At 68.9% G+C, this 17,112-nt stretch carries 14 protein-coding genes; 12 read left to right on the top strand and 2 right to left on the bottom strand.

All coding sequences use genetic code 11. From position 1 onward, the window contains the following. The first annotated feature begins 13 nt into the window (after nucleotides 1–13). The 6 genes from AC07CM_RS37930 to AC07CM_RS37905 are packed head-to-tail and all read left to right on the top strand — an operon-like array spanning nucleotide 14 to nucleotide 10,822. Nucleotides 14–5,773, top strand: a complete 5,760-nt coding sequence (locus AC07CM_RS37930; RefSeq protein ID WP_478881065.1) for a peptidoglycan DD-metalloendopeptidase family protein — start codon at nucleotides 14–16, stop codon at nucleotides 5,771–5,773. Nucleotides 5,774–5,775: 2 nt separating this feature from the next. Beyond that, entirely contained in the window at nucleotides 5,776–6,717 is a 942-nt protein-coding gene (locus AC07CM_RS37925) for a phage distal tail protein (protein WP_478881064.1), read from the top strand. A 13-nt stretch (nucleotides 6,718–6,730) separates the two neighbouring features. After that, the gene (locus AC07CM_RS37920) at nucleotides 6,731–7,903 is read left to right on the top strand and encodes a siphovirus ReqiPepy6 Gp37-like family protein (RefSeq protein WP_478881063.1); all 1,173 of its coding nucleotides are present in this window, start codon (nucleotides 6,731–6,733) and stop codon (nucleotides 7,901–7,903) included. Further along, the gene (locus tag AC07CM_RS37915; protein ID WP_478881062.1) at nucleotides 7,903–8,916 is read left to right on the top strand and encodes a hypothetical protein; all 1,014 of its coding nucleotides are present in this window, start codon (nucleotides 7,903–7,905) and stop codon (nucleotides 8,914–8,916) included. Before AC07CM_RS37920 ends, AC07CM_RS37915 begins: the two co-directional genes overlap by 1 nt. A 19-nt stretch (nucleotides 8,917–8,935) precedes the next feature. Then, nucleotides 8,936–10,531 carry a right-handed parallel beta-helix repeat-containing protein gene (locus tag AC07CM_RS37910; RefSeq protein WP_478881061.1) on the top strand — a complete coding sequence of 532 codons (1,596 nt, stop codon included), beginning with the start codon at nucleotides 8,936–8,938 and terminating at the stop codon, nucleotides 10,529–10,531. 18 nt (nucleotides 10,532–10,549) lie between these two features. After that, complete coding sequence (locus tag AC07CM_RS37905; RefSeq protein WP_478881060.1) at nucleotides 10,550–10,822, top strand: hypothetical protein; 273 nt, start codon at nucleotides 10,550–10,552, stop codon at nucleotides 10,820–10,822. Here the strand turns inward: AC07CM_RS37905 and AC07CM_RS37900 are convergent. Both AC07CM_RS37900 and AC07CM_RS37895 read right to left on the bottom strand, forming a co-directional pair. Further along, nucleotides 10,819–11,052 (bottom strand): hypothetical protein, encoded by a 234-nt coding sequence (locus tag AC07CM_RS37900; protein ID WP_478881059.1) that lies wholly within the window; start codon nucleotides 11,050–11,052, stop codon nucleotides 10,819–10,821. The two genes, AC07CM_RS37905 and AC07CM_RS37900, sit on opposite strands and share 4 nt — an antisense overlap. Beyond that, nucleotides 11,052–11,303: a hypothetical protein gene (locus AC07CM_RS37895; RefSeq protein WP_478881058.1), complete on the bottom strand. Its 252-nt coding sequence runs from the start codon at nucleotides 11,301–11,303 to the stop codon at nucleotides 11,052–11,054. The genes AC07CM_RS37900 and AC07CM_RS37895 overlap by 1 nt, the downstream gene beginning before the upstream one ends. A 137-nt stretch (nucleotides 11,304–11,440) precedes the next feature. On the opposite strand from AC07CM_RS37895, the gene AC07CM_RS37890 reads away from it, so the two are divergent. From AC07CM_RS37890 to AC07CM_RS37865, 6 genes are all read left to right on the top strand, one after another. After that, nucleotides 11,441–12,331: a hypothetical protein gene (locus AC07CM_RS37890; protein WP_478881057.1), complete on the top strand. Its 891-nt coding sequence runs from the start codon at nucleotides 11,441–11,443 to the stop codon at nucleotides 12,329–12,331. A gap of 3 nt (nucleotides 12,332–12,334) precedes the next feature. Further along, entirely contained in the window at nucleotides 12,335–13,228 is an 894-nt protein-coding gene (locus AC07CM_RS37885; RefSeq protein WP_478881056.1) for an endolysin, read from the top strand. Next, the gene (locus tag AC07CM_RS37880) at nucleotides 13,225–13,581 is read left to right on the top strand and encodes a hypothetical protein (protein WP_478881055.1); all 357 of its coding nucleotides are present in this window, start codon (nucleotides 13,225–13,227) and stop codon (nucleotides 13,579–13,581) included. Before AC07CM_RS37885 ends, AC07CM_RS37880 begins: the two co-directional genes overlap by 4 nt. A gap of 14 nt (nucleotides 13,582–13,595) precedes the next feature. After that, nucleotides 13,596–13,910 carry a hypothetical protein gene (locus AC07CM_RS37875; protein ID WP_478881054.1) on the top strand — a complete coding sequence of 105 codons (315 nt, stop codon included), beginning with the start codon at nucleotides 13,596–13,598 and terminating at the stop codon, nucleotides 13,908–13,910. 40 nt (nucleotides 13,911–13,950) lie between these two features. After that, a complete protein-coding gene (locus tag AC07CM_RS37870) occupies nucleotides 13,951–14,295 on the top strand; it encodes a hypothetical protein (RefSeq protein ID WP_478881053.1) in 345 nt (114 codons plus the stop codon). Between the two features lie 677 nt (nucleotides 14,296–14,972). Beyond that, nucleotides 14,973–17,108, top strand: coding sequence for a polysaccharide deacetylase family protein (locus AC07CM_RS37865; RefSeq protein ID WP_478881052.1), 2,136 nt, complete (start codon nucleotides 14,973–14,975; stop codon nucleotides 17,106–17,108). Nucleotides 17,109–17,112 lie beyond the last annotated feature (4 nt).

Raw genomic sequence — 17,112 nt, 5'->3', positions numbered from 1 at the left:
GAGGAGGGGCAGCATGGCAGACGCCACCGTCGTCGGCTCGACCCGGGTATCGCTGATCCCGGACGTGAGCCAGTTCGGCGACCGGCTCCGCGCCGAGCTGCCCTCCGCCATCCGCGAACCCGCCAAGAGCGCCGGCGACCTCGCCGGCGACCTGATCCGCAACGCCATCAGCAAGAAGCTGGCCAAGCCGATCGGGGTCCGCGTCAAAGCGTCCCTGGATGATGCGGCGTTCAAGACCGAGCTGCAGCGCCTGACCAAGGAACAGAAGCTCAAGGTCACTGCCGAGCTGGACGACAAGGCCGCGGTCGCTTCCCTGGCCAAGCTCACTCAGGACCGCAAGGTCAAGGTCACCGTCGAAGTCGACGAGACCGCGGCGAAGAAGAAGCTCAACAGCCTGACCGGGCAGCGAGCCGTACAGATCGCACCAAAGATCAACGACGCCGCGTACCAGAGAGCCAAGGCCAAGCTGGACAAGCTGTGCGCGGACCGTGTCGTCAACATCCGCGCCACAGTCGACACCCGCGTCGCCGCGAACGAGATCAAAAACCTGATCCAACGCCGCACCGTCCGTATCGGCGCCGACGTCGACACCCGCGTCGCAGCCGACAGTCTGGCGAACCTCACCCGGCGCCGCACGATGACGATCCAGGCCCGGGCCGACACGACCGCCGCGAACACGGCCCTCACCCACGCCACCCGTGACCGTACCGTCGACATCCGGGTCCGCAGCATCGGCCTGGCGGCGCTCACCGGCAGCCTCAACGGCCTCGGCGGCAGCAGCGGAGGCGGTGCAGGCGGCGTCGGGATCCTCTCCTCCCGGATCGCCAAGCTCGCTGCCGCGGCGATAGCGGCGTTCCCGACGATCGCGTCCCTCGGTCAGGCCATCGCACAGATGGGGCCGCTCGCGGCGACTGCCGCGCCGGCCGTGGCGATGCTGGCGGGAGCCTTCGCCGCGATCAAGGTCGGCACGTCCGGGGTGAGCGACGCCATCAAGGCCGCTTTCAAGCCCGCCGCAGGGGAGGCCACCAAGGCCGCGAACGCGACCCGTGCCGTGGAGAACGCGCAGCGCTCCCTGGCCCGCGCTCAGCGGTCCCTGTCGGACGCGCAGGTGCAGGCCGCTGAGCGGGTCAAGCAGGCGCAGCAGCAGGTCGCCACCTCGGAGCGGGACCTGACCGCCGCTCAGCGGGACGCCAAGCAGGCCCAGCTGGACCTGACCGCCGCACGTCGGCAGGCCGTACGCGACCTGCAGGACATGAACAACAGCTTGGCGGACTCCCGGCTGTCCGAGCAGGCGGCGACGCTCGCCGTTCAGCAGGCCGAGGAGGACCTGGCCCGGGTCCGTTCCGACCCGACCGCGACGCAGCTGCAGATCCAGCAGGCGGAGCTGGCCAAGGACCAGGCGGTGCAGTCCCTCGAGGAGCAGCGCCTAGCCACGCAGCGCGCGGAGAAGGACACCGCGGCCGCGAACAAGGCCGGCGTGGAGGGCTCTAAGACGGTCGTCGACGCCAAGAACAAGGTGTCGAAGGCGAACCAGGAGGTAGCTGACCGGGAGCGTGCTCTCGCTCAGGCGCAGCAGGACGTCATCAAGGCGCAAGTGGAGGGGCAGCGGCAGATAGCCGACGCGCAGCAGGCCGTCGCGGATGCTGCGCGCAGTGTCGCGGACGCTCAGGCGGCGGCGGCCGCGCAGACCTCCAAGCTGGACACCGCCCTGTCCAAGCTGTCCCCGAACGCCCGGGCGTTCGTCGGCACGCTGCAGGCCATGGCGCCCGCGTGGCGGTCCATGAAGCTGGATGTCCAGGACCGTCTCTTCTCCGGGATCGGGAGCCGTCTCAGGCTGGTCGGCTCCCAGATCCTGCCCACTGTCCGCTCCGGCTTGGTCGGCGCCGCCGGCGAGCTGAACACCATGGCCCGCAACGCGCTCAGCGCGGTGTCCAACTTGCGGAAGACCGGGCAGCTCAAGCAGGTCTTCGACGGCGTCAAGCAGTCCCTGGGCAACCTGTCCCGCATCCCCGGGCAGATGGTCACCGGCTTCGCCCAGCTGAGCATTGCCGCGCAGCCCGCGTTCGACCGGATGACCAAGGGCGCAGCCAGCGTCATGGACAAGGTCATGGCCCGCCTGTCCGAGAAGCTGAAGGACGGCTCCCTTACCGACGCGATCAACAAGGCGCTGGACGTCGCGATCCAGTTCGGTCATCTCCTCGGGGACATCGGCAGCATCATCGGCAGCATCTTCAAAGCGGCCGGCAAGGCCGGGGGCGACTTCTTCGGCACGTTCGGTGCCGCCATCCACGAGATCGCCAAAGTCCTCAAAGCCCCCGAGGTCCAGGCCGCCCTCACCCAGATCTTCAAGGCGATCAACGCCATCGCCAAGCTCTTCGCCGGCACCCTCGGCGCGGTCATCCAGGCCTTCCTGCCCGTCCTCGCCGCGCTCGCCCCCATCATCCAGCAGCTCGCCGAGAAGTTCGGTCCCGTGCTGGCCGACCTTGCGAAGACCCTCGGCAAGGCACTGATGCCGATCGTGGACGCGCTCGCCCCGGTCATCGACACCATCGGCAGCGTCCTCGTCGGCATCGTGCAGAACCTGATGCCGCTCCTCGAGCCCCTCGGCGTCCTCATCGGCGCGATCATCACCGCGCTCGCCCCGGTCCTGGACGTCATCGGCTCCAGCCTCAACGTGGTCCTCAAGGCCGTCGTGACGGCGCTGCTGCCGGTCATCACCGCGCTGGTGCCCGCCATCGGCCTGTTCGGGGATCTGTTCGCGCAACTGGCGCCGCTTTTCCCGCCGCTCATCACCGCGCTGCTGCCGCTGCTGCCGCCGCTGACCCAGCTCACGATCCAGCTGATCCAACTGGCCGTGGACGTCCTCACCCCACTGATGCCGCTCATCGTCACCCTGGCGACGCTGCTCACCGGGATGCTCACCGACGCGCTCGGCGTCCTGGTCCCCGTCCTGACCCGCGTGATCGGCTGGATCAGCAAGTGGGTGAAGGCGACCGGCGACGCCGTGAAGTGGGTGGTCGACAAGTTCAAGTGGCTGTGGGACGTGCTGCTGGGCCACTCGATCATCCCGGACATCGTCAACGGCACGATCGACTGGTTCAAGAGCCTGTGGAAGCGGCTGAAGCAGATCGTCACCGATCTGAAGGACGGCATCGTCTCCCGGTTCCGCGACCTGAAGAACGGCGCCGCCAAGATCTGGTCCGACTTCTGGGACGGAGTGAAGTCCACCGCCTCGGGTGCGTGGAAGGCGGTCCGGCAGGGATTCGACAAGTTCGGTGACGGCCTCACCGGCGCGTTCCGGGACATCCGTGACGGCATCGGCAGGGTCTGGTCGGGCCTGAAAAAGCAGGTCGCCGCCCCCATCCGGTTCTGGGTGGACACCGTGTACAACGAAGGGATCGTGAAGGTCTGGAACGCCACGGCCGGCCACATCCCGAACGTGCCGAACCTGGACACCCTGAAGGTGAAGGGCTTCGCTCGAGGCGGCGTCCTGCCGGGCTGGTCGACCTGGCGTGACGGCGACGACCAGCTGGTGCCGATGCGCCGCGGCGAAGGCGTGTACGTCTCGGAGGTGATGCGGGATCCGTACGAGCGGCAGCGCCTGTACGCCCTGAACGCTGCCGCGATGCGCGGCCAGCACCCGGCGACCGCCCGCGCCCAGTACGGCTTCGCTGAGGGCGGCATCCTCGGCGCGATCGGCTCCGGCATCGCCGACACCGTGGGAGGCGTGCTGAAGAAGGGCGAGAACGCCGTACGCGGCGGCCTCGCCGACCTGGCGGCCAAGGCCTTCAAGCCCGTCAAGTCCGGCATCACCAAGGCCCTGGGCAGCAACAAGAAGACGTGGCCGGGCATGGTCGCCGGCGCCCCGCTCGGCCTCATCGACAAGGCCATCGACTACATTCGCGGCAAGGACATCCCCGACGCGTCCGGGCAGTGGATCAAGCCGGTCAACGTTCCGTTCGGCACCCGGTTCGGGGTGAAGGGCCGCATGTGGTCCTCCGGCCGGCACACCGGCCTGGACTTCCCCGCGAAGACCGGCACGAAGGTCGTCGCTGTCGACAACGGCACCGTCGAATCCGCGGTCTCTGGCGGCCCGTACGGCAGGCACGTCCTGATCTCCCACGGCGGTGGCCTGGAGTCCCTGTACGCGCACATGTCCGCGATCGCCGCGAAGGTCGGCGCGGGCATCAAGCAGGGCGCCCGGGTCGGCTCCGTCGGCGCCACAGGGAACGTGACTGGTCCTCACCTTCACCTCGAGGCCCGCGTCCACGGCCGCGCTGTGGACCCGATGCCGTACCTCACCGGCGGCGGCGGGGACGGCGGCTCCGGGGTGCAGCGCTGGCGCGGCGTCGTCCAGCAGGCCCTCGGCGAGGTCCACCAGTCCCTCAGCCTGGTCAACACGACACTGCGCCGCATGAACCAAGAGTCCGGCGGTAATCCCACGGCGGTCAACCGCACCGACTCCAACTGGCGGGCCGGTCACCCGTCGGTCGGCCTCATGCAGGTCATCGACTCCACCTTCCGGGCCTACGCCGGGAAGTACCGCAACACCGGGCCGTTCATGTACGGGGTCAGCACGTCGCCGATCGCCAACCTGTACGCCTCGATGAAGTACGCGCTCGCCCGCTACGGCAGCCTCTCCGCCGCGTACAACCGGCCCGGCGGCTACGCCATGGGCGGCATCCTCGGCGGCGGCGTACGCATCTCAAGAGGCCTGCCACGCGGGTTCGCCGGCGGCGGCATCCTGAAAATCGGCGGGAAGAAGATCGACACCGGTCCGATCGCCGCATCGGTAGGGTCGGACTTCCTGAAGCAGCTCGCGGGCACCGCCGCTCAGATCGACGCTGCGATGTCGCGGGTGGCCACGGCCGTCAAGAACGCGTTCAAGGGTGTGAAGACCACCCTGGACGACAAGCTGCTGGCCAGCATCAAGGCGACCACCAGCAAGCTGGACAAACTCGCCGCGCAGCGTGACGCGATCGCCGCGAAGATCACGGCGGCGAACCAGCTGGCGGCCGACTCCACCAACCAGGCCAACCAGTTCGCGGCCATGACCAGCCTCCCGAACGGCGGGAACACCTTCGACGCGGGCGGCATCCTCTCGGGCCTCAACGTCCGCCTGGGCCAGATCAAGGCGTTCGGGAAGAACGTCAAGATCCTCGGCGACCGGGGCCTGTCCAAGACGCTGCTTCAGCAGATCATCTCGGCGGGCCCCGACCAGGGCGCCGCCTACGCCAAGGCGTTGGTGGACGCGACTCCGGCGCAGCTGAAGGCCATCAACATCACCCAGGACGCCATCGCCAAGGCCTCCACCAAGTACGGCCGGGACGCGGCCGACGCGATGTACGACGCGGGCAAGCAGTCCGGCAAGGGCTACCTCGAGGGTCTGAAGGCGACCCAGGCGTCCATCGTTGCGGCGATGAAGGCGCTGGCGAAGAAGATCCAGAAGACCTTCAAGGTCGAAATGAAGATCAGCAGCCCGTCGAAGGTCACCCGTGCCCTGGGCCGGTTCACCGGCCTCGGCTTCGCCTACGGCGTCAAGGACAGCGCCCCGCAGGTTGCCGCTGCCGCCTCGCACTTGGCGACCATGGTGCGCACGTCGGCGGCCGCCACCGCGTCCCGGATCGAGAACAGCAGCAGCACGACCACCACGGTCGGCGACCGGCACCTGCACTACAACGCGACCATCCGTGAACAGGCCTCCCGCCAGTCCATCCAAGCTGCGCTGGCCCTCGAGGACGCGCTGCACCGGCCCGTCCTAGTGGGAGGCTGACCGTGCCCATCCTCGTACCCGCCAGCGACTTCCCGGAGCAGCCTCAGCCGGGGGTGCCGTGGCCGACACGGGTCAACGAGATGCCCTCCGTCTGGTTCACCGACCCCGCAGGCCTGGTGACCAAGTTCAGTGATTGGGCCAACGGGTGGGCGCTGCAGCCCGGTGCCAAGGGCCTCGACATGCCCGTCTACGCCTTCACGCAGGACGAGTCCCCGGGCATTGACGGCTACGCGATCCGGCAAGTCCGCGCCGGCGGCAAGGAGATCGCCCTGCCGATTGCGTTCTGGGCCGACGACTCCCGCGCCGCCTACCTGGCCCGGCGCCGCACCCTGATCCGCTCCCTGAACCCGAAGCGTGGTCTGGGCACGCTCACCGTCTCGCAGGCTGACGGAACCGCCCGCACCATCGGCGCCTGCTACAGCGGGGGCCTCGAGGGCGATGAGTCGCTGGACGCGGCGGGGGCGCGCTGGTGCATAAACGCGTTGACGTTCGCTTGCCCGACCCCGTACTGGCTGGGTCCGGAGGTCACCACCGAGTGGCGGTCCCCGGTGGCCGGGTCGTTCTTTCCGTTCCTGCCGCTGGTGGTCGGCAACTCGCAGGTGCTGGGCAGTGTGACGGTCGACAACGACGGCGACGACGACGCCTTCCCGATCTGGACCATCACTGGGCCGGCCACCGCGATCAGCCTGACCAACGTGACCACCGGTGAGGTCCTGGTCCTCACCCACTCGATCTCCGTCGGCGACACGATCGTCATCGACACCCGGGAACGGCAGCAGACCGCCCTGCTGAACGGCGTCACGAACCTGTGGGGCGACCTCTCCGACCCCTCCACCATGTGGGCGCTCGAGATGGGCACCAACGACCTGACCCTGACGGTGACCGGGGCGACCTCCAACACGAGGGTCCGCATGACCTACCAGCCCCGCTACCTGGCCGCCTAGGAAGGGAGAACCGATGGACGCCAGCGCGCTGCGCGTGTACGTACGCGACGCCTCCCTGGCCCGGCTAGGGCAGGTCGCCGAGTACACCTCGCTCACGGTGATCCCCCGCTTCAACGCGGTCGGGGCGTACACGCTCGAGGTGTCCGCGGACTCGGACAAGGCCAGCCTGCTGGTGGAGGGCAACGGGCTGATCATCCGTACCGCGGACGGGGACACGGTCATGTCCGGGCCGATCCGCACCGTCGACTGGTCCCGGTCCTCCGGCGACGGCGGCTCCGGCAAGCTGACCGTGGGCGGGGTCGACGACACCACCGTCCTCGCGCAGTACACGTGCTGGCCCACCCCCACGGCGGCGATCGGCTCCCAGACCGACTCCGTGTACAAGCTGTCCGCGGTGAAGGCCGAGACGGGGATGCGGACCCTGGTCAACGTCAACGCAGGCCCGGGCGCGCTGTCTTCACGCAAGAACCCGCTGCTCACCCTCGCCACAGACGGGCTGCAGGGGCCGACGATCACCCGGCAGGTCAACCAGTTCGACAACCTCCTGACCGTCCTCACCGACATCGCCAACGCGGCCGGGCTCGGCTTCCGCGTCGTCCAGGTCGGCGCCGGCCTTCAGTTCCAGGTGTACACCCCGACCAGCAGGCCCGCGGCGCGCTTCAGCTTCGCTCTGGGCAACCTGACCGACGCCTCCTACACCACAACCCCGCCCACCTGCACGAGGGCGATCGTCGTGGCCGGCGGCGGCACCAGCCCCCGCGTGTGCAAGACGTACGACCGCACCGACCCGCTGTTCCCGGGCCTGGTCCTCGAGCAGTTCGTCGACCTCACCGGTGTCGACACCGCATCAGTTGACCTGGCCGCACAGCAGGACCAGGCCGGCGAAGAAGCCCTCACCAACGGAGCCGGGCAAGGCAGCCTGTCGATCAGCCCTATCGACATCCCACAGCTGCGCTACGGCCGGGACTACCAGGTCGGTGACACCGTCGCGGCCGATGTGCGGGGCGACTGGTACACGGACGTCGTCCGCGAGGTCTCAATCACCTGCACCGCCTCGGACGGGACGAAGGTCACCGCGACCGTCGGCGGTGACTCCACTGGCACCTCTGTGGTGGCCCGTATCTACGCCTACATCGCCCAGGTCAAAAAGGACGTGACCAGGCTGAAGACCCGAAAGGCCGCCTGATGACCGAGTTCTCCGCCCCGTTCGACACCAGCTCCATCACCACCGAGTTGCAGTGGTCCCGGATGGCGCGCCGCTGGAACAGCGACGGCGTCCACACCGAAGACCCAGGCTCGACCGTGCTGAAGGTCACCGGCTCCGGCACCACCACGGTGTCGGTCGCTCCCGGCATGGCGACCGTGAACGGGTTCTTCTACCACCTGGACGCCGCGAAGAGCCTGGCTGTCCCTGCGAACGCGGGTGGCGCCGCCCGGGTCGACCTGGTGGTGCTGCGCGCGGACCAGGCGGCCAACTCGGTTACGGCCGTGTACAAGACGGGCGGCACCACCCCGCCGCCGCTCACGCAGGTTGAGGACGGCGTGTGGGAGATCCCCCTCGCCCAGTGCACCGTTGCTGCCGCCTCCACTGTGGTCACCGCCGCGAACGTCGTGGACAAGCGGTACTTCACCAGCCGTGGCGTGCTGCCCAGCACCATCAACGGCCGCCCTGCCAGCGCCAAGAACACCCTGCTGATCGAGGGCACCGACCTGTACGTCGGGGACGGCGCGGACTGGAAGTGGCTCGCCTCCGTCGGCCTGAAGGACTTCACGTACCGGCCGGAGTGGTCGGCGAACGGAACGGTCCTCGACTTCGGCTGGGCTGCCACGAACATCGGCCGCGTCCAGGTCGTCGGCAAGCGCGTGGATGTGACGATCCAGCTGGAGCCGAAGGCCAACCCGGCCGGGATCGACGCCCCGCTTCAGGTGTCCCTTCCGCCGGGTCTGCCCTGCACCAGCGCGCACCGCTCGCTGTTCATGTGGTTCTTCACCAGCGGAAACGATGAAGGCTCCGCCGTCGGTGTGGGCGCCTGCTTCCCCACCGAGACCACCACGAAGATCGCCCGGCTCCGGTACTCGATGACCAACGGCAGCTCCAGCAGCGACCGGCCGAACTCCTTCTCCCTGACGAACAACACGCCCTTCAACATCCGGACCGGCGACGCCCTCACCGTCGACGGCTCCTACTGGCTCCCTTAAGCCGAGAAAGCGAGAACACGTGTCCAGGCATCTCTACGGGGGTAGCCCCGCTGACTACGCCATGGAGAAGGTCGGCAACCAGCTGCTGCTGCGGCCGGGTGTCGCCGGCACCGTCTGGGACGCCCTCACCGGCGGCACTCAGCTCACCGACCTCACCGACCTGACCGGCGCACCGGTCACCACGGTCACCGCCGACGGGGACGGTGCGGTCGTCTTCTACGGCCCGGACAGCGTCACCTCGCTGTACATCGATTTCGGGTACGGCCGCCGCTACGCCATGTCCGCCATCGACACCGGTGCGGCGCTGGCCGCGTTCATCGCGCAGGGCGGCATCCCTGGGGGATGGGCGCAGCTGGACGAGGCGGGCCACATCGTGGCCTCCCAGATCCCCTCGCAGCTGGGGTGGGCGGTCGCCACCGACGCCGCCTACGGTGCGACCGGCGACGGCGTCACGGACGACACCGCAGCCCTGCAGGCCGCTGTCACCGCCGCGGCCGCCGCGCAGAAGACCCTGTACATCCCCACCGGCACCTACATCGTCTCGTCCCCGCTCGTCATTCCGGCCGGGCAGGGCATGTCCATCGTCGGCGCCGGCTGGGGTACGACGATCAAGCTGAAGAACGCCGCCAACTGCTACATCTTCGCCATGACCGGCGGCGATACCCGCGTCACCATGCGGGACATGACCATCGACGGGAACTGCACCGGGCAGGGCACCACCGGCACGTCCGGCGGTATCTACGGCATCGGTGCGGTGGCCTGCTGCTTCGACAACATTCACTTCATCGCCTGCCGCGACGACGCCCTCTACCTGGGCCCGCAGACCGGCGGCGCCTTCGGCCACAACAACCGCGTGATCGGCTGCCTGTTCGACCAGAGCATGAGTTCCACCGGCCCGGGCCGCGGCATCCAGATGCTCTCTAATGATGAGAACCAGATCATCGCGTGCGACTTCGAATTCCTCGGCGGCTCCGGCGGCTCCGGTTACGAGACGGCCGTGGCCATTCTCGACCGGGCTGGCACGCAGTTCATCGTGGCCTGCAATTTCGTCGGTGGGGCCACGAACAACTGCAAGGGTGTACGTCTTCAGGACGCGTCCAGCAGCAAGGTGACCGGCTGTAATTTCGATGGCACCGCCGGAGACAGCATCTTCATCGCGGGCGAGCAGAACAACATCGTCGGGAACACGATCTTCTCCCCGGGTGAGGTCGGCACTGCCGGGCAGGCCTCCGGCATCCACCTCGAGTACGCGGCCGCCCGCAACCTGGTCCAGGGCAACACGATCGTCTCCTCGCCCACCAACGGGCGCACCCGCTCCCTCATCCGCGAGGAGGCCATGGGCCCGGCGGGCAGCAATCAGATCACGGGGAATGTCCTCATCACGAAGGGCACCCTGGGGACCGCCCTGGTGGAGCTGGCCGCGCCCGGCACCGTCTACACCAACAACCTCGGCGGGGCGGACCTCGGAGGCGGCACCGGCGCCATCGTCGGCATCACCAACGCCGCGGTCGTGCCCACCACGAACCCGGCCGGCGGCGGTGTGCTGTACGCCCAGGGCGGCGCGCTGAAGTGGCGCGGCAGCTCGGGCACCGTCAGCACGATCGCACCCGCCTAGAAGGCCTGGAGGTCTCGGATGATTCAGGTGCCTCCCGCCGGACGGGACATCGCCACCGTGGTGCCCGCCGCGCCGGGCTGGAGGGTCGACGCGTACGCGCCCAAGGACGTCGTCTTCAGCGGAGTACCCACGCCATCCTCGGTGGTGGCGTGGGTCCTGGTGGCCGACCAACTAGCCGAGGGCGGGGCAATGGTGGAGCCGGTGTTCGTGGCCGGGGACCGTACGTGGACGCCGGATCAGTTCCGGGCCGCGTACGGGGACCAGCTGGAGCTGAGGGTGGCGCCGGCCTAGTCGTCGGTCACCTTGGCGAAGCCGCCACGCTCCACCTCCATGGCAGCGGTCAGCATGCCGAGCGAGGTCAGCCAGTCCAAAGCGTCGGACTGGCCCTTGACCATGGAGACCGCCCCGTCGACCTTGACGACCTTGAGGAGGACGAGCGCGTCCACGGGCAGGTCACCCTCGTCCAGATCGATCGTGGTCCCGAGCGAGTCGAGTAGCTGCCCAATCTTCTGGTCGCTCATCAGACCGCCTGCTTGCTGACGTTGCGGGCCTCGAGGCTGGCAACTGCCTTGGAGAGGGCGGCTTCGTCCGGGCGGTCCCACCAGAGGCCGTAGCGGACTATCTCCACCCCGGTCAGGCCACGCAGGGCGTGCGGGCCGGAGGCGTACAGGACGGAGCGGTCTCGAGGGCGGGTGCCGCTCTCGGAGCACCAGGCGTGGAACGCCTGCAAGTTCCGGGCGAGGACGACGGTGCGGACGGGGCCTTGACGCATACCGCGAGCGTAGGTCTGTTCGACGAGGCTGTTCCCCCTGCCGGGCAAGCGGAGGGAACACACGCACCAAAACTCCCTAGCCTTTGGATCACAGACACAAGAGCCCTTGTGTCTTCGATGCCAAGGAAGGGAACCCGGTGGCTGCCTCCGCCATCACCGACCGGTACCGGCTCGGGAAGCTCCCCGCCCAGCCCGCGCGCCCGCAACTCAAGCTGTCCGAGGTCCTGAGGGAGCGCCTCGCCGCACCGCCGGCCTCCTGCGACTGGCAGGAAAACGGCATCCGCTGGCCCATGTACGCCAACGACCGCGTCGGTGACTGCACCTGCGCCGGTGTCGGGCACATGGTCAATCAGCTGACGTTCTACGGCAGCGGTACCGAGGTGGTCCCGACCGAAGACAGCGTCCTCGGCATGTACTCGGCCATCACCGGCTACACCCCGAGTGACCCGAACTCGGACACGGGCGCCTACTGCCAGGACGTCCTCGCCTACTGGCGTAAGACCGGTCTCGAGGGCCACAAGATCGTGGCCTACGCGTCCCTGGACGTCTCGAACTTGACCGAGGTCAAGCAGGCCATCGCCCTCTTCGGCTCCGTGTACGTCGGGATGACGTTCCCCGACTCGGCGATGCGCCAGTTCGACGCCGGCCATACCTGGGACGTCGTCCGCGGAGCGAAGCCCGCGGGCGGTCACTGCGTCATCGCCGGCGCGTACGGGCACGGCAAGTTCGGCCTGGTCACCTGGGGCGAAGAGACCGACATGACCGAACGCTTCTGGCACACGTACGTGACCGAGGCGTACGTCGTCTTGGACGAAGACGGCCTGAACAAGGCCGCCGCGTACTTCACCGGGGCGCCGTCCTGGTACGCGCTGGGCCAGCAGTTCGCGCAGCTGACGGGTGACCCGAACCCTGTCCCGCAGCCCCAGCCGCAGCCCTCTCCGACTCCCGTCCCGCAGCCGTCCCCGGTCAGCGTGGACGCCCAGTTCGCCGCCGCTGCCCGCTCCTGGCTCACCGTGAAGGGACTCTGACCCATGGGATACCTCTGGCTGCCCAGCGCCCAGCGCCTGGACATCGGCGACCACGCCCCGACCGACGGCGGCCCCGCCAAGGCTGTGGCGCACGTCACCTGGGACCGCAACGCGAGCGCGGCCAAGCCCGCCGACCTGGTGCCGTACGAGAACCTGCGGTCCTACTTCTCTAGTGGCGGCAAGGGCGTGGCCCCGCATGTCTTGTGGGATCCGTTCACAGGGCGGTTCGTTCAGTTTGTACCGGCGAACTCGCGGTCGAAGTCCCTCGTCGACGTGGCTGGCGGGACGAGGACCAACCGCGCGGGTTCCGTCGTCATCCAGATCGAGGCCCTCTTCTTCCCCTACTGCAGGGTTGGCGGCAAGACGTACGCCAAGCTGTCCGACACCCCGTGCAAGGGCTGGGACGAGCTGCACGCCTGGGTGAAGTCCTGGGGCGTGGCCGACGCGTGGCCCAACGGCCGGCCGGAGGACTGTACCCGCGACGAGCGCACGTGGGAGACGAAGAGCGGCTGGTATCCGCACAAGGCAGTCCCGGAGAACGACCACCAGGACCCGCTGTCGTGGCCGGCGTTCCCGACGGCCCCGGCGCCCACGCCGTCGTCACCGAAGACGAAGGTGTCGCTGGCGCACGTCGTGGCCGCGGCCCGGAAGGACCCGCCGGCCGCTGACGGTCACACCACCTACAAGGCCGAAGTGCTGCTGGTGGAACGGGCGCTCGCAGCCGAGAAGCTCCTGGCCTCCTCGTACGTCGACGGGTCCTTCGGGACGAAGACCGTGGCCGCGTACACGGCGTGGCAGAAGCGTCTCGGCTACAGCGGGTCGGCCGCCGACGGCATCCCCGGCCGCACGTCTCTGACCAAGCTCGGCGCCAAGCACGGCTTCGAGGTCACCGCGTGAGCCTCGCCAACCTCACCCCCCGGGTGGTCCGCATCTACCAGGCGGACCGCCCGGACGGCGTCGACGATCTGGACCTGGGGCTGCTTCAGACGCTCGACCCGGCCCCCCAGGCCGCTGCCCTGGCTCCGCTGCCGCTGGTCGCCACCACGCAGGACGACGTAGCGACGGAGCTCATCGAGTACGGGCACGCCAACAACCTGCCCGCCGCCCGGGACGGCGCGTTCCTGATCGTGCCTCTCGAGGTCGCTCTCGCCCTGCACCCGCGCCGCACGGACCTCCTCGTCACCCACGACGACGTCACCACTTCCGACGGCACCGTCATCGGCTGCCGCTCCCTCGCCCAACCCGTCTGAAAGGCACCCCCGTTATGAACGCGCACCTCGATCAGGCCTACTGGATCGGCCTGCTCATCTCCGTCGTCCTCCCGGTCCTCGTCGGCCTCGTCACCACGAAGGTCACGCACGCCGGCCTCAAGGCTGTCCTGCTGCTGGCCCTGGCCACCCTGAACGGCTTCCTCGTCGAATACGCCAGCCCCCATGGCGCCGGGTACAGCGTGCAGACCGCCGCTGTCCTCTCCCTCGTCTCCTTCGGTACGGCCGTGCTCGCGCACTTCGGTCTGCTGAAGCCCACCGGGATCTCCGCCAAGGCGCAGGACAGCCTGGTCAGGGCTCCCGGCGCCTGACCGTTGTCCCCCCACTTACACCCCCCACCCGGAGTAACCCGTGAGCGATGAGCCGGTGACCTTGGGAGAGCTGGGCCGGCTCATCCAGCTTCTGCGGGGCGATGTCCGCGACGACATGGCGGCGCTCAATGCGCGGCTGGACCGGCTGGTCAACATTGACGTCTACACAGCTGAGAAAGCCGCCATGACGAAGGACATCGCCGACCTCGGTAAGGCCCTGGACCAGCTCGCTGCGAAAGAGGCGCAGGACGTGGCGGCTATCCAGGCACAGCGTCAGAGCGATGCAGCGGAGATCACTCAGACCCGGCGGTGGCTGATCGGCTCGGTGATCTCGCTGCTTGGGCTGGTCATACCGGTGATCCTTTTCATGGCAGGAGGGAAGTAGCTGTGGCTGACCCGAGGCCTGGCGGCCGGGTGGAGACGCGTAAGCGGCGGCGGCGGGGCAATCTGATCGCTGCTGCGGCGATTGTCTTAGCGGCTGCGACGCTGGCCACCTTCGTGACTCTGTTCCTGACGATGTCGCGTGAGCTGGACGCCCAGCGTCACCGCGGGGACCTGCTTGCCGCTCAGGTCAGGCAGATGGGCGGTACTCCGGTGGCGGGCCCTGCTGGGTCGCGTGGTGCGACGGGGCTGGTCGGCCCGCCCGGGCCCTCCGGTGCGTCGGGTGCGCCCGGGAAGGACGCCCCCACTCTGACGCCCAGCCCTGGCCCGTCCGGTCCGCCGGGCCCGTCTGGGGTTCCTGGGGCGGACTCGACGATCCCGGGCCCGTCGGGTCCTCCTGGCGAGGACGCCACCGGCAGCCCTGGCAAGGACGGCAGCGACGGGAGGAACGGTTCGCCTCCGTCGGAGTGGACGTACACCGACCAGGACGGCAACCAGTATCAGTGCACCCCGGTCGACGGCTTCGACCCGGCCAAGCCCCGCTACCAGTGCACCCAGACGTCCACGGCGAGCCCCACACCGTCCGCCTCACCGTCCGCCTCACCAGAGCCCAGCGCCTCCTCTCACGACCCTGCTGCTCTCGGACTGCTCAGCCACCACGGCTAGGAGAACTGACACCCCATGCCCTTTCCCGACGGCCTGCCCACGAAGCGGGTGCACCTGACGGTCCTCAGCCCGGCCGGCGGCAAGCCCGCCACGGGCTCGGTCCGCCTGTCCCCGAATGCGCCGGCGATCGTCATCGACGGCACCTCGGTCACCTTCAGCGGCAGCGGCACCTATGGCTTCGACTCCCAGGGGCGCCTCGTCGACAGCGACGGCACCACGTTGGGGGTGGAGCTGCTGGACAACAGCGGCTCGGGCATGAATCCGCCCGGCTGGCTGTGGCAGGCCATCGTCACCGTCGACGGGCAGCCCCGCTCCTTTCTCTTCAGTCTGGCCGGAGCCCCGGATGAGGCGGACCTGGACGAGTTGCAGCAGCTGGACCCGGCTACCCCGACCTATGTGGCCGTGCCCGGGCCGCAGGGCGCACCAGGCGCCGCAGGCCCGGCTGGGGTTGCTGGGCAGTCGGCGTATCAGGCGTGGCTGGCAGCCGGGAACACCGGCACTCAGGCCGAGTTCCTGGCCTCCCTCGTCGGCGCCCAGGGCGCGCAGGGCATCCAGGGTGTTCCCGGTCCGGCGGGTGCGGACTCCACTGTTCCCGGCCCGCAGGGAGTCAAGGGCGACACCGGCCCGCAGGGTCCGCAGCCTCCGCTGGGAGACGCTGGTGCAGGCGACACCGTTGCGCTGAAGTCGACGGACCCGACCACGACGAACGCGCGCACACCGACCCTGCACGCGGCCAGTCACGCCGCGGGCGGATCGGATCCGGTTACACCGGCTGCGATCGGTGCGGTGGCTTCTGCCGCGGTAGGGGCTCCGTCCGGGGTCGCGTCGCTGGACGCCTCCGGTCTGGTGCTGGCCTCGCAGCTCCCGGCCAGCGTGTACTCGCCGACGCTGCGGATGCCCCGCTACGTGCAGTCGTCCCTGGTGCTGTCGCCTTTCCAGAGCGGCCATGGCTGGACGGTGGGCTCCGGCGGCACCCTGACCGCGAACGACAGCTCGGATTACATCTCGGGCAGTCAGGCCGCCAAGGTCGTCACCGCGGGCACGGGCGCCCTGGTGAGTTTCAGCAAGCTGGGAATGGCTTCGTTCGACGCCACAGGCAAGGTTGTCCGGCTGCGCGTCAAGGTCGATGACATCAGCCATCTGACGGGGTTCAACGTCTACCTGGGCAGCGGAAGCCTGGCGTCCTACTACAAGTGGATCGTCCAAGGCACTACCGCCTCCGTCAACTTCATCACGTCCGGCGAGTGGGTCACGATCACGCTGCCCTGGGCCGACGCCACGACCAGCGGCACGCCGAGCCGGTCCGCGCTCACTGACGCCCGTATTCAGTTCTCCGACGACGGCACCACCGGGATCACCGTCCACTGCCAGTCCTTCGAGCTCATCCCCGACTCCAGCACGGCCCTCAGCGCTCTTGGCGGCAAGGTCATCAGCATCTGCTTCGACGACTGCTGGGAATCCCTTCAGCTCGGCAAGGCGGTCATGGACGGCTACGGCTGGCCCGGGTCCTGCTACGTCATCACCGATGTCCTCGCCAACCCGCAGTCGGTGGTGGAGCCCAACGCCGGCAGCCGTCTCACGCTCGCTGAGCTGCGCATGATGCAGAACCAGTACGGCTGGGAGATCGGGGCGCATGCCTATCGCGACGCGGACCACGCCCTGACGTACACGGGCATGACGGCGGCTCAGCTGCGCGACGACTTGCAGCGGCAGAAGGACTGGCTCCTCGCCAACGGGTTCCGGGGGGACAGCGGTTGTGCGTACCCGCTCGGTGTGCAGGGCAAGACCACCGATGGCGTGCCCACGCAGGACGTCGTTGACGATTACTTCGTCTACGGGCGTACGACCTACAGCCGGACGCTGGAGTCGTTCCCCCCGGCCGAGCCGTACCGGCTCCGCGCGATCTCCGGTATCTCCACGTTCTCCGGCGGCCAGGCCCCGAGCAGCCTGACCACCGCCGGCACGGGCCGGATTGACCAGCTCGCCGCGAACAGCGGCTGGATGATCCTGACCTTCCACCGGATCGTGACGACCGCCCCGGCCTCCACCAGCGACTGCACCCTGGCCGACTTCACGGCCATCTGCTCCAAGATCAAGAGCGCGGGTATCCCAGTCGTGCCCGTCGGCGACGTCCTCAAGTACTACGGCTGAGAAG

The sequence above is a fragment of the Streptomyces sp. NPDC044061 genome (assembly GCF_056434305.1).
The sequence above is the reverse complement of the archived record's forward strand: the minus strand, read 5'-3'. Positions and strand labels throughout refer to the sequence as shown.

Bases quoted from the DNA above. Each gene is read 5' to 3' on its own strand.
- AC07CM_RS37930 (WP_478881065.1), top strand. From the start codon at position 14: ATGGCAGACGCCACCGTCGTCGGCTCGACCCGGGTATCGCTGATCCCG.
- AC07CM_RS37920 (WP_478881063.1), top strand. From the start codon at position 6,731: ATGGACGCCAGCGCGCTGCGCGTGTACGTACGCGACGCCTCCCTGGCC.
- AC07CM_RS37915 (WP_478881062.1), top strand. From the start codon at position 7,903: ATGACCGAGTTCTCCGCCCCGTTCGACACCAGCTCCATCACCACCGAG.
- AC07CM_RS37905 (WP_478881060.1), top strand. From the start codon at position 10,550: ATGATTCAGGTGCCTCCCGCCGGACGGGACATCGCCACCGTGGTGCCC.
- AC07CM_RS37900 (WP_478881059.1), bottom strand. From the start codon at position 11,052: ATGAGCGACCAGAAGATTGGGCAGCTACTCGACTCGCTCGGGACCACG.
- AC07CM_RS37895 (WP_478881058.1), bottom strand. From the start codon at position 11,303: ATGCGTCAAGGCCCCGTCCGCACCGTCGTCCTCGCCCGGAACTTGCAG.
- AC07CM_RS37885 (WP_478881056.1), top strand. From the start codon at position 12,335: ATGGGATACCTCTGGCTGCCCAGCGCCCAGCGCCTGGACATCGGCGAC.
- AC07CM_RS37875 (WP_478881054.1), top strand. From the start codon at position 13,596: ATGAACGCGCACCTCGATCAGGCCTACTGGATCGGCCTGCTCATCTCC.
- AC07CM_RS37865 (WP_478881052.1), top strand. From the start codon at position 14,973: ATGCCCTTTCCCGACGGCCTGCCCACGAAGCGGGTGCACCTGACGGTC.